General features: G+C 36.5%; 9 protein-coding genes and 1 pseudogene. 7 read left to right on the top strand and 3 right to left on the bottom strand.

Annotated elements, in window-relative coordinates:
* Positions 1-863: hypothetical protein (locus ACNART_RS03385; RefSeq protein ID WP_416303434.1), on the top strand; the 863-nt coding region annotated here is incomplete at its 5' end.
* 596 nt (positions 864-1,459) lie between these two features.
* On the opposite strand, the gene ACNART_RS03380 is transcribed toward ACNART_RS03385, so the two are convergent.
* Positions 1,460-1,687 (bottom strand): DNA polymerase III subunit theta, encoded by a 228-nt coding sequence (locus tag ACNART_RS03380; protein ID WP_099075688.1) that lies wholly within the window; start codon positions 1,685-1,687, stop codon positions 1,460-1,462.
* Positions 1,688-1,881: 194 nt separating this feature from the next.
* Here ACNART_RS03380 and ACNART_RS03375 point away from each other — a divergent pair.
* The 5 genes and pseudogenes from ACNART_RS03375 to fliZ all read left to right on the top strand — a co-directional run.
* A pseudogene (locus ACNART_RS03375) lies at positions 1,882-2,706 on the top strand (flagellin); the annotation flags it as partial.
* A 227-nt stretch (positions 2,707-2,933) separates the two neighbouring features.
* Positions 2,934-3,212, top strand: a complete 279-nt coding sequence (locus ACNART_RS03370; protein ID WP_198630074.1) for a type II toxin-antitoxin system RelE/ParE family toxin — start codon at positions 2,934-2,936, stop codon at positions 3,210-3,212.
* A gap of 305 nt (positions 3,213-3,517) precedes the next feature.
* Entirely contained in the window at positions 3,518-4,669 is a 1,152-nt protein-coding gene (locus ACNART_RS03365; RefSeq protein WP_368926553.1) for a FliC/FljB family flagellin, read from the top strand.
* Between the two features lie 441 nt (positions 4,670-5,110).
* Positions 5,111-5,833, top strand: coding sequence for an RNA polymerase sigma factor FliA (locus ACNART_RS03360; protein ID WP_036912728.1), 723 nt, complete (start codon positions 5,111-5,113; stop codon positions 5,831-5,833).
* Positions 5,834-5,891: 58 nt separating this feature from the next.
* Positions 5,892-6,422, top strand: a complete 531-nt coding sequence (fliZ, locus tag ACNART_RS03355; RefSeq protein WP_088495242.1) for a flagella biosynthesis regulatory protein FliZ — start codon at positions 5,892-5,894, stop codon at positions 6,420-6,422.
* Positions 6,423-6,858: 436 nt separating this feature from the next.
* On the opposite strand, the gene putA is transcribed toward fliZ, so the two are convergent.
* Positions 6,859-10,827 carry a trifunctional transcriptional regulator/proline dehydrogenase/L-glutamate gamma-semialdehyde dehydrogenase gene (putA, locus tag ACNART_RS03350; RefSeq protein ID WP_198625742.1) on the bottom strand — a complete coding sequence of 1,323 codons (3,969 nt, stop codon included), beginning with the start codon at positions 10,825-10,827 and terminating at the stop codon, positions 6,859-6,861.
* Positions 10,828-11,296: 469 nt separating this feature from the next.
* Here putA and putP point away from each other — a divergent pair, with 469 nt between their 5' ends.
* Positions 11,297-12,781, top strand: coding sequence for a sodium/proline symporter PutP (gene putP, locus ACNART_RS03345; protein WP_109374192.1), 1,485 nt, complete (start codon positions 11,297-11,299; stop codon positions 12,779-12,781).
* Between the two features lie 111 nt (positions 12,782-12,892).
* On the opposite strand, the gene ACNART_RS03340 is transcribed toward putP, so the two are convergent.
* On the bottom strand, positions 12,893-13,723 hold the full coding sequence (locus ACNART_RS03340; RefSeq protein ID WP_198632217.1) for a hypothetical protein: 831 nt from the start codon (positions 13,721-13,723) through the stop codon (positions 12,893-12,895).

Genomic DNA, 13,723 nt, shown 5'->3' with positions numbered 1-13,723 from the left:
AAGAAGTAAATGAAGTGGTGAATAAAGAAGTAAATGAAGTGGTGAATAAAGAAGTAAATAAAGCAGTGAATGAGATAGTAAATAAAGAAACAAATAGAATATATAATAAAATTGAAAAAGAAGATGCTGCGGAAATTTCAAACGATAAAGAAATATCTGTGGATGAAAAATTGTTATCAGAGAATAAAGAAAAAGTATATACAGGTAGTAAGATAGATAAGATATACCAATCTAACTGGGAGTATGGGAAAGAAAATATTCCTGTTTATAATATTGAAGGTTCAAAAGATCCATATGAGAATTATTTATCTAGTGAAGAAAAAATAATTACTTTCGTAACTGATAAAGGCGATTCTCATCAATTTAGTTTGTTGGGTGATGTTGGATATTATGGGTATCGAATTGAATTAGATGCTGATAGAACAGCAAGTTATGCTTCTTATATTTATTCTATTGAAAAAGACCTTATTGCTGAAAATGTACCTAATGATTTAAATGCTGTGTATAGTAAAAAAGATGGTTTTGTATATGGCCCTTTAGATCACAGATCTGACCAAATAAACGCAGTAGTTAGAACAGCAGACATTACAATGAATTATACTAATGGTATAGTTAAAGGCGTTATTACTGAAAATGACCCACGTATAGGTAATAATGAATTATTTAAAATAGATGGTAATACTAAAAATTTAGTAATAACACCTACTCGGCATGTATCAAATGGTATTATTCCTAATGATAGAGCTGCAATGGATATTCAATTTGTTAATTCTGCAGAAAATATAGATGATCATAAATATATTTTAGGAACTACAAAAGCGGAGTCATGGGTAGGTGTATTAGCAGCAGAAAAACAGAATTAATATTAGAGTGATGTACAGATATTTAGTTAGTTTTATTTATCAAAAGCCTCTTAGCTGAGGCTTTTTAAAAAATCATAGTCTAGGTTTATATGGATAAAAATAATTATAATTTTTTAAGTAATGAGAGTTTTTTGCTCCATGCATCAAGCGTTTCTCGTTTTTCCCTCAAATAATCATATCGATCATAATGTTTCTGTGAAACTCCAAGTCTTTTGTGGTTTTGTACCATATCTCTTAATTCAGACCTTATTCCCATTTCCCCAGCTAATATTTGAATACTGACTGAATCATATTTACAGCTCTAATATGTGGTTATAAAAACTAATAAAAGTATTATTGTAATCAACTGATTATAAGAAGGTATAATCATTTTTTAGGTCTGAGAAGGGTGAATATATCTTAATAAACAAATAGTTAAAACTCATCGCGATATATAATGCTACGCCACATGAGGTGAGGGAGTATGGTGGGTGATCCTGTCAGTATGATGCTTTATCAATAAGTGTAAGAGAAAAAATCACGACAGCAATAAGACACCTGAAATTGATAACTGATTGATTATATAAGTCAGTCGGTTCCATCGAGCATTGGCACTATTATGTTTTCAAATATTGCACCGACTTGTTATCAGGTAATTTCTTACATCTCTCTCTATAAAATGCTAATCGTTCATTAAAGTACGCTCTCAAATGTGTGGGTTGTTGTCGTTCAACTTCGGACGCAACAGCTGGCATATTGAGGCGTTCTTTGTATGCAACTCCCGACACAGCTAAATCGATATTAATTTTATCTTTTTCTTCTTGGGCTAAGTTTGCGAGATTTATATTGGAGCCGATTAGTTTTTGGAGAGTATAGCAGGGGGTGCAATTAAAAATGCGGAGGTGTTACATGTTGTGTCGAGATTGTGACATAATATATGTAAAATGATAGGAAAAATGACTAAATTCTGCAAAGTTAAAATTTGCTGGCTGGCGTGGATAGTGGCTTTGTAGGCTAAATAGCGTTAATCATCATTTTCACATCATCTGATATCAAATCAATCCAAGAAGAAGTTGGTGAGCGTTTAAAAGAAATCGACCGTATTTCTGAACAAACTCAATTCAACGGCGTTAAAGTACTGAGCGGCGAAAAAGAAAAAATGACCGTTCACGTTGGTACTAACGACAAAGAAAAAATTGAATTTGATCTGAAAAAAGTTGACAGCGAAACTTTAAAAGTTAAAGACTTAGAAGTGGGTGCAGAAACTAAATTCACTGGTGTGACTGCTGCTCAAATTACTGCTGGTAATCAAGACCTGGCTGCATTATCTGCAAAAGCAACTACAGGTACTGATGTAGCTGCTTTTGGTAACGCTAAAATTGCTGGTGCTGATGTTGCAGTTACTGCAGTTTCAGAACATGATGGTAAACAGTATATCACTGCTGGTGGTAAAGTTTATGAAGGTACTGTTACTGTTAAAGATGGCGCAACAGCTGGTGATGCTAAAACTGTAGAATATAGCGTAGGTAAAGAAATTACTGTTACTTCTGATGCTGATGCTAAAATTGCAACTGAGAAAGCTGAAAAAGCTGAAGCTCAACTGAAAACGTTAGACGAAGCTATCAACACTGTTGATGGTATGCGTTCTTCTTTAGGTGCGATTCAAAACCGTTTTGAATCTACTATCAACAACCTGAACAACACTGTTAACAACTTATCTGCTGCACGTAGCCGTATCTTAGATGCTGACTATGCAACAGAAGTTTCTAACATGAGCCGTGGTCAAATCCTGCAACAAGCTGGTACTTCTGTACTTGCTCAAGCAAACCAAGTACCACAAACTGTTCTGTCTCTGTTACGTTAATTCGTACTCTGACACAAAAGATACCTTTCTATATTCAAAAGGTCCTCGTAAGAGGGCCTTTTTTTGTCATTTGTGTTGAAAAGTATTTATATTTTTCCTTCATCTATTTTTAAAAATTATGTCCATATAGCATTTTTCCTAAAGAAAACGATAAAAATCATTTTATGTTGTGGTGATTATAACGACACATTAGTGTGTGTTACATCTCGTATAATACGGATTTAAAGATGATAAAATCATTTAAATATAAAGGATTGAAGCAACTTTTTGAAAAAGGCGTTACATCAGAAGTTCTTGCTAATGATGCAGAAAGAATTAATGATAGACTACAATTTATTGATATAGCTAAAGATATTAGCGAATTAAATCGGCAAATATATAAACTTCATAAATTAAAAGGTGATCGAGAAGGATATTGGTCGATTACAGTAAGAGCTAATTGGTGTATTGCTTTTCAATTTATTAACGGCGATGCCTATATTCTACACTATGAGGATTATCATTAATGAGACAATTTAAAATTTCACATTCAGGCGAAATTATTGCACGAGATTTAGAATACAGGCTCCCAGTATTTTATATTTAGCCCTACTTTTTTTAGTTTTATTTTTTCTTCCGATCTATTTCGCTTTTTTCTACAATAAATTATTCCTTGCAAATTAACTGACTGGCTTTTATTACTATTTTCGCGACGCCAAAAATCGTAAATCCTTCAAAATTGATGACGATAGTGTTTAGGCAACGTTATTACAGTGACGTAATAACCCACCTATTCATTAAATGTTTTAAAATCAAGTTGAAGGAATATTATATGCCACAAGTTATTATGACTAATCCAACATCACTGATTGCTCAAAATAATTTAAATCGCTCTCAAAGTGTATTAAATACTGCAATCCAACGCCTCTCTTCTGGTTTACGTATTAATAGCGCCAAGGATGATGCTGCGGGTCAAGCGATTGCTAACCGTTTTACCTCAAATGTTAATGGTTTGACTCAAGCTTCTCGTAATGCGAACGACGGTATTTCAATTGCCCAAACCACAGAAGGGGCATTAAATGAAATTAATAATAACTTACAACGTATTCGTGAGTTAACTGTTCAAGCTAAAAACGGTTCTAATTCAGATTCTGATATTAAATCTATTCAGGAAGAAGTGAATCAACGTACTGCGGAAATTAATCGTATTTCAGAACAGACTCAATTTAATGGCGTAAAAGTGTTAAGTGAAGACAGTACATTAAATTTACAAGTGGGGGCGCTTGATAAAGAACAAATCAGTGTTGATCTGAAAAAAACCGATGCCACTACATTGGGTATCGATAAATTAGATCTTTCTGTTAAACCAGAAAAATTACATAGTGGTTCTGCATCAACTTTCTCTGTTACTAATCAGGTAAAAAACCCAGTATCAAAAGATATTGATATTGATACTACATCGTTAAAAGCAAGTTTAGCAACAGGTGAGTCTTTAGAAGGTGTCTATTATGCAGTGGATGCAACTGGTAAAGAAGATAAAACTAAATTAGTAATTGAGATAAAAGATGCCAATGGTGATGTCAAAACTTTTGAAGCAACCCCAGATACATCAAAAGTCATTGATAGTAGTACTGGCGACTTTATTCCTGGCGGTAAAGTGAGTTTAACTAAAGGTAATGAAGTTAAACCTAAAAACCCACCAACAATTAACGATGCACCATTAAAAGGATTAGATGATGCACTTTCTCAAGTCGATACTTTACGTAGTGCAATGGGTGCAGTACAAAACCGTTTAGATTCTACTATTACGAATTTAAGTAACACCGTTAGTAATCTAACTGCATCACGTAGCCGTATTCAAGATGCGGATTATGCAACTGAAGTCTCTAATATGAGTCGTGGTCAAATACTGCAACAAGCGGGTACTTCTGTCCTTGCTCAAGCAAATCAAATTCCTCAAAACGTATTATCACTGCTGCGTTAATTTCAATCTTAAATAATCCTCAAATAACACCCACTGCAAATTTTGTAGTGGGTGTTTTATCATCAAAACAATCGTTTTTTTAATTAATCATTTATGAGTATTTCAACTGACTCCCAAGAAGCTAAAATCGCACAAAATAAAATACTATGATTTATATGTTATTTTTTTATGAACAGAATGCACTTTCTATGAGCTGATTTCTTTTAATGAGAGAAAATATCAATTTAATTAACGGTTTTTCTAAGGATTAGTCGCTAATGTTTTAGGGTAAAGTAGTTCTCGTAATGCAATGACAAATTAATTTATCAATGAAAACCCGATTTTTACTGAAAATTTGGCATAGGTGAAAAAGAGGCGCTTTTGCTTCACTGTTCAGTCGATTGCTAAATTTATTTAGCCAGATAATGGTTTCCGGTCTTTTATCCAAAGGTGTCTTTTGTTGTGAGTGATTTGTATACCGCCGAAGGCGTGATGGACAAAAATAGCCTCTGGGAGCGATATGTCCCGTTGGTTCGCCATGAAGCATTACGATTACAGGTCAAGTTACCTGCGAGTGTTGAATTGGATGATCTTTTGCAAGCAGGTGGAATTGGGTTATTAAACGCGGTTGAGCGTTATGACTCAATGCAAGGCGCTGCCTTTACCACTTATGCTGTTCAACGTATCCGTGGCTCGATGTTAGATGAGCTACGTAGTCGTGACTGGGCGCCACGCAGTGTGCGCCGAAATGCAAGAGAAGTTACCCATTCTATTCATCAATTAGAGCAGGATCTAGGACGACCCCCATTAGAACAGGAAGTTGCTGATCATTTGCAGATTGAGTTAGCAGAATACCGGCAGATCCTATTGGATACGAATAACAGCCAATTGTTCTCTTATGACGAATGGCATGAAATTTACGGTGAAAGCTGTGAACCGTCTCAAGACGAAGATCATGATGACAATCCATTACAGATGTTATTAGAAAGTGATATTCGCCAAAGAGTCATAGACGCGATAGAATTGCTTCCCGAAAGGGAAAAAATGGTTCTTACACTGTATTATCAGGAAGAACTTAATTTGAAAGAAATAGGCGCAGTGCTTAATGTCGGGGAATCCCGCGTGAGCCAGCTACACAGCCAAGCCATAAAAAGGCTGCGAGCACGCTTAAACCCAGAGAAATAGAAGTTTTGCTTATTTTTGTTTTTGTTTATTAAGACTACAACACAGGGCTTTATCTCTTATGTCTGTTTCAACACAAAAGAAACGGCCGCTAAGCCGTTACATTAAAGACTATAAACACAGCCAGACTCATTGTCTACATTGCCACAAGGCGCTTGATCGGATCTCTCTCGTATTCAATCGCCAAGTCATCAATAAAGAAGCCATTTCTGAAATGACAGATTTAGTTGATGATGAAACGTGGGAAACGTTACAAGAGAAGTTTTCTGCGCTATGTCGTTTCTGTAGTGAGATTTACTGTAATAGTGAAACTGACTACTTTGACATTATGTCTTTTAAGCAGTATTTGTTTGAACAAACGGAGATGAGCCACAGTACTGTTCGTGAGTATGTGGTTCGTTTACGTCGGCTCGATGAATTACTGACTTCAACTAATTTTCCGCGTCAAGAATTTACGACAGAGAAAATTCAGTCAGACCTGAGTAAAAAGCTCACTCCCTCTGCATTTAGTAACTACAACATTGCGCTACGTAAGTATGAGCAATATCTCGATTGGTGCCAAGAACCACCATCGATGAGTAGCAGTCACTAATTGCGCTCAAGAGAGACCTTAAAAGGAGTAGCCTAGCCTACTCCTTTTTCTTTTGTCGCTGATAATCACACTTTATTTACCTTTCTGCTTTTCCTCTTATCTTAAAAAAGTCTTTTATTTATCCTTTAATAAGGATATTTGCACTAATAACCTATTTTTAGATAAAAAAAAGCGCCCACAGTGGGGCGCAAGTTTCAGGTATTCATAAAGATATAATTAAATCAACTTCTAGGTTGACTTGGGCGTAAGTATATTTACGAAACTAACTCGTCGCGAATAATAAATATAAAAAGAGTGAGAGTAGTCACAGCATTCAAAAAAATAATATTTTGGGCTATCTCTTTAGAAAAAATGGAGTAACAAAAGAAAAAACCACCTTTAAGAAAACAAACTTTAAAGGTGGTCTCAAAGATAAGGAGAGAAAGAGAGGGGGTAATTAACTAATCGTCATCAAGCTTGCATTGCCTCCAGCTGCGGCTGTATTAATACTGAGGGCTCGCTCGTGTAATAAACGTTCTAACAGTAAATTTGTCTCATCTCTAGCGAATCCTTGTACTGAAATGATAGCACCTTTACGTTGCGCTATTTTCTGGCAAATTTCTTTAAGTTGATCGCAATCACCATGATAAATAACGGCGTTAATTTTAACTGAATCATCATCCCATTTATCAATAAGAGTGATAGATTTCCTAACGTCATCCGGTAATTCACGATATGTTTTTTGCGAGAATGCACTGTTAACCACAATGGCATGACAGCCTGAAGCTAATACTCCTGCTATTTGGCTAAAGCCATCTTTTTCGTTATCTGCAATGCAAAGTACGTTGCCACAAGGAACTAACTGATAAGTATTACGTTCACCAGTCGGACCTGGTAATACACGCAATGTACCAGCCTGAGAGGCAGTAGCGTAATCTTCTAATGCAGCATAATACGTTTTTTCAACTTTGTTCACTAACCATGCCATAAAGTTATGATAGGTTTGTAACAAACCATTACGCATTGAAGTATCAAGAGGGAGATAAGCATCTTGGCGCGATAAAGTTTGTGTTGTCGCATTTTCAGGGCGTTTAGATAATAAGCGATATAAATAAGCAGGTCCGCCCGCTTTAGGCCCCGTACCTGATAATCCTTCACCACCAAAAGGCTGAACACCTACCACAGCACCTACCATATTTCGGTTTACATATAAGTTTCCTACTTTTGCATGAGTAGCAATATACGCAATAGTTTCATCAATACGAGTATGAACTCCCATAGTTAAACCATAACCTGTGGAATTAATCTCATTTAATAAAGTAGGCAAATCTTGGCTTGCGTAGCGAACAACATGTAAAACAGGACCAAAGATCTCTTTTTTCAGTGAACTGACTTTATCTAACTCAATTAAAGTCGGTTGAACAAAAGTACTATTGCTCTCGATGTGTTTCGGCAAACTATTATGAGTCGCTTGATAAACAGAATGTCCTTCAGTGCGCATCGCTTGGATATGGCGGTCAATACCTATTTTTGCTTCTTTATCAATAACTGGACCAATGTCGGTTGATAAAAGACTTGGGTCGCCAATATTTGCTTGAGCCATCGCACCTTTAAGCATTTCAATTGTGTGATCAGCAACTTCTTCTTGAATACATAAAATACGTAATGCTGAGCAGCGTTGACCCGCACTATCGTAAGCGGAGGCCATTACATCGGTTACCACTTGCTCAGTGAGTGCCGAAGAATCAACAATCATGGCATTTAAGCCGCCAGTTTCGGCTATTAAAGGAACTGGACGACCTTCACTATCTAATCTACCCGCTAGTGTTTTTTGTAAAATATGAGCAACAGCGGTGGAGCCAGTAAACATCACACCACGAACACGTTCATCAGCAACTAAATGTGCGCCAATCGTTTCGCCTTGCCCTGGTAATAGTTGTAATGCAGCGCGAGGAATACCTGCTTGATGAAATAACGCAATTGCTTTAGCGGCAATTAGCGGAGTTTGCTCAGCAGGTTTGGCTAATACGGTATTTCCTGCCGCTAATGCCGCCGCAATTTGTCCACTGAATATTGCTAATGGGAAATTCCAAGGGCTAATACAAACCACAGGGCCTAAAGGTCGATGGGTATTGTTATCAAAGTCTTTTTCAACCTGAGCGGCATAATAATAGAGAAAATCTATTGCTTCTCGTACTTCAGCTATCGCATTGTTATACGTTTTGCCAGCTTCTCGAACGAGGATCCCCATTAATGAGCCCATTTGTTGTTCCATTAACTGAGCCGCGCGAATTAAAAACGCAGCGCGTTCTGCTGGTGGTGTTGCAAACCAAATCTCACCATTTTCTTGAGCTATCGTTAAGGCAAAATCAGCTTCAGCTTGCGTTGCTTCGCGGACAGTTCCTACAATATCGGCATGATTTGCTGGGTTTAGTACTGATTGAGATATTAATGATGTTTCTGGTTGACTAAATTCACCACCAAGTATTGGCTCACAGTGCATTTTTTCTGTTGCTGAGGTTAACAAGGCACTAGAGAGAGATGCCAAGCGGTGTTCATTCGACATATCAATGCCTTGAGAGTTTTTACGCTCATCACCATAAAGCTTATCAGGCAGTGGAATTTTAGGATGAGAAAGTCCAACGTGACCTTCTGTTTGAGCCATTTTATTGACTTCTTTAACAGGGTCGGCGACCAGTTCATCTAACGAAATTGTGGTATCAGCAATACGGTTAACAAATGAAGTATTAGCGCCATTTTCTAATAAACGACGCACTAAATAAGCTAATAACGTTTCATGAGTACCAACGGGGGCATAAATACGGCAAGGACGACCTAATTTACCTTCAGCTATCTTACCTACAACCTGAGCATAGAGAGGTTCGCCCATACCATGTAAACATTGAAATTCATATTGACCCGGATAATAGTTTTGCCCAGCTAAATGGTAGATTGCAGAAAGAGTATGCGCATTATGAGTTGCGAACTGTGGATAAATAAAATTAGGTGAAGACAGTAATTTCTTTGCGCAAGCAAGATAAGAAACGTCGGTATACACTTTGCGGGTATAGACAGGATAATCTTCAAGCCCATCAATTTGAGCACGTTTAATTTCACTATCCCAATATGCGCCTTTTACTAAACGGATCATTAAGCGACGACGACTACGTTGTGCTAAATCAATCACATAATCAATGACTAAGGGACAACGTTTTTGGTAGGCCTGAATAACAAAACCAATACCATTCCAACCGGCTAATTCTGGCTCAAAACAGAGTTTTTCTAATAAATCGAGAGAGATTTCTAATCTATCTGCTTCTTCTGCATCAATATTAATACCAATATCGTATTGCTTTGCTTGTAATGTTAATGAAAGCAGGCGAGGGTAAAGTTCAGACATAACACGTTCATATTGCGCACGGCTATAACGAGGATGTAATGCTGAAAGCTTGATAGATATTCCCGGGCCTTCATAAATACCTCTGCCATTAGAGGCTTTACCAATGGCGTGAATTGCTTGTTGGTAAGAGACTAAATAATCTTGGGCATCTTTTTCAGTTAAAGCGGCTTCACCTAACATGTCATAAGAATAGCTAAATCCTTTTTCTTCTAATTTACGCGCATTAGCAAGAGCCTGAGAAATTGTTTCTCCGGTCACAAATTGCTCACCCATTAAACGCATCGCCATATCAACACCTTTACGGACTAATGGCTCGCCACTTTTGGTGAGAATGCGATTTAAAGAGTTAGACAGTTTTTCTTCATTATGTGTAGAAACTAATTTACCGGTGAATAATAAGCCCCATGTAGCCGCATTCACAAACATAGACTGGCTTTGGCCTACGTGTGAACGCCAGTTTCCATGACTGATTTTATCGCGGATAAGTGCATCACGCGTGGCTTTATCTGGAATACGCAATAAAGCTTCTGCTAAACACATTAGGGCAACACCTTCTTGTGAAGAAAGTGAGAATTCTTGTAATAGACCTTGAACTAACCCTGAGCGTCCAACACCATTTTTTTGTTTACGTAATTTTTCGGCAATGGAATAGGCTAATTTATGCGTTGCTTGCGCCTCATGTTCAGGTAAGGTCGCTTGTTGTAAGAGCATTGGTACTGCTTGTATTTCAGGGGTGCGATAAGCAGAAGTAATTGCTGAGCGTAAAACTGATTGAGGATGAATATGTTCAGCAAACTCCAAGAAAGGCTGATAATGAGCGGTTGGTGTTTCAATGCTTTCATCAATATCTTGCTCTGTAAATGTTGAGTCACCAAGATTAACCTGATTATTTTCAACTTGTTCTAGATAATTGAAAATAGCCTGTTTAATTAACCAATGCGATGTTCTATCTAGTTTCTGTGCAGCTTCTTTTAATCTATTGCGGGTTTCTTCATCAAGTCTAACACCCATTGTTGTGCTACTCATGCAGTGCTCCTCATATTCTATTTCTAATTCACAAGTACAGTTACCCGTTATTTTTATTAATATCATTCATGTTGCAACTTTGTGCAACATTGTTAACAATTTATTTATAAATAATGTGAAAGTAGTCAGGTTTTGTGGGTGATTAAAAGTGATCTAATTTATTTTCTCTATATATTTATATATAAATCAATAAATTATATTTATTTTGTTGATGTTTATATTTATAATACACCTTCGAATTAAGACAAATAGTGTGAAGTCATATACAAAATTTAAACATTTAAACGTTAATTTCTTGTTAAATGCAGTTAACCTATTCTAGGATTGATGTGAATGCTTTATCTGTTGCTGTAAGAAATTATTTTAATTAAAAACTGAAAAGATCATTAATGCGCAACGAAGTGCAACGTTCCTGTACAAGTCAAAAGCATACCGATGATCGGAAACAGATTTATGGAGAACTGCAATTATGGCTTTAACTTCGCCAATGCTAATTACATTTACGATCTATATCTTGGGTATGCTTTTTATTGGCTACCTTGCTTATCGTTCAACAAAAAACTTTGATGATTATATTCTTGGCGGTCGGCGATTAGGCAGTGTAGTCACTGCGTTGTCAGCGGGTGCTTCAGATATGAGTGGTTGGTTATTAATGGGATTACCTGGCGTGGTGTTTTTCGCTGGTATTTCAGAAAGTTGGATAGCTATTGGGCTCTGTTTAGGCGCGTGGCTAAACTGGCGTTTAGTTGCAGGGCGTTTACGTTTGCAAACTGAAAAAAATAATAATGCATTAACGTTGCCCGATTATTTGACATCGCGTTTTGATGATAAAAGCAAAATGCTACGTATCATTTCAGCGTTAGTTATTCTTACCTTCTTTACTATCTATTGTGCATCAGGCGTGGTTGCTGGTGGAATGCTGTTTGAGTCTACGTTTCATATTCCTTATCACGAAGCGATGATTTATGGTGCGCTTGCAACTATCGCATATACCTTTTTAGGTGGCTTTCTTGCTGTAAGTTGGACAGATACCGTTCAAGCGACTTTAATGATTTTTGCTCTGATCCTGACACCTATTATTGTTATTTTCTCAGTGGGCGGCATTGATACTTCTGTTGCTATCATTAAAGCAAAAGATCCATCTTATTTGGATATGTTCAAAGGGCTTGATTTTATCGCGATTGTTTCGTTATTAGCATGGGGATTGGGCTATTTTGGGCAACCTCATATTCTTGCACGTTTTATGGCGGCTGATTCTAATCAAACTATTCGTAAAGCACGCCGTATTGGTATGACGTGGATGATCCTCTGTTTAGGTGGCACGGTTGCGGTTGGATTCTTTGGTATTGCTTACTTTGAAATGAATCCAGCACAAGCTGGCGCTGTAACAGCTAAAAATGAACGTATTTTTATGGAGCTGGCTTCACTGCTCTTTAATCCATGGATTGCTGGTATTCTGTTGTCTGCAATTCTAGCTGCGGTAATGAGTACATTAAGCTGTCAATTATTAGTCTGTGCAAGTGCGTTAACTGAAGATTTATACAAGCCATTTATTCGTAAAAGTGCGAGCCAAAAAGAGTTAGTTTGGGTAGGGCGTGGCATGGTGTTATTAGTTGCGATAATCGCAATCTTCTTAGCGCGTGATCCAAACAATAAGGTGCTTGATTTAGTGAGTAACGCGTGGGCTGGTTTTGGTGCCGCTTTTGGCCCTGTGATCCTCATTTCTGTAATGTGGAAACGTATGACTCGTAATGGTGCATTTGCTGGAATGTTGATTGGTGCTTTAACCGTGTTAGTGTGGATGCAATATAAATGGTTTGGGTTATATGAAATAATTCCTGGTTTTATCTTTGCCTCTATCGCTATCGTTGTCATCAGTTTAATGGGTAAAGAGCCGAGTAAAGAAAACCAACAACGTTTTGATGAAGCTGAAACTCAATATCGTAATACATAATAAAATATAGAAAATTAGAACAATAAAAGGCCACTTTATTTAATAAGGTGGCCTTTGTTATGTAAATTCATTATAAATTTAAAAGAGAGTATAATTTATAATACTAGTAACTTACTCATAATATTCAAATTTATTATATACAATTGCTGTGCTGGTATCGATTATTGTGTCATCTTTTCTAACTTCACTTACCATATTCCATGTTAAGCAATTATTATATTTATCCCATTCTTGGCAAGTACTATCATACTCTCTTATATCGTCATACAAACTCGTAAATATTTGCGTTTGATGTAAGATTTTATCATCTTCACCATAATTAAATTCTAACATTACTTCATTATTATCAATTGCTTTTAAGAGGCGGCCTTTATTATCATAAGAATAATATATTGTACTTCCTTGATTTTCAGCACTAGATTCAATAATTGTTTCTGATGCAATCTTATTGCCATCATAAACGATTTTTGAAAAATCGGTTCCTATGAGTGTCCCATCTCCATCATAGAAATGAGAAGTTTTATTTATTAGTTGGTTCTGACTATTTTTACCATATATTTCATTCAGATAGAGAGTATAGATCTTGTGTAAGCTCTTTAGCTGGTATTTATATTTGATATTATAAGGTGTTGACATTCTTACAAGATTTGTTTCGATTCGCTCATGAATATATTCTTGCGTAGAAGAATCAAATTTAGTAAGAGAGCCACATTCATCAAATTGTATTTCACCTTTATAGGCTTTAAATCGACCTTTTTCAGGTAATGTACTAGTGATGATGATTGATTTTATAGGCCCATAATAAAACTCTAACAGAGTGGGCATATTATTAGACTGGTTCACCTGTTTTTGTAGATCTTTACAAGATGTTGATGTCGCAAATACTGGGAGTGAAATAAAAAGTGTGTATAGAGAAAAAATAAAAAGAAGTGATAATTTCAT

It is taken from the genome of Proteus sp. LHD240705 (assembly GCF_047921555.1).
Lineage (GTDB): Bacteria > Pseudomonadota > Gammaproteobacteria > Enterobacterales > Enterobacteriaceae > Proteus.
The sequence above is the reverse complement of the archived record's forward strand: the minus strand, read 5'-3'. Positions and strand labels throughout refer to the sequence as shown.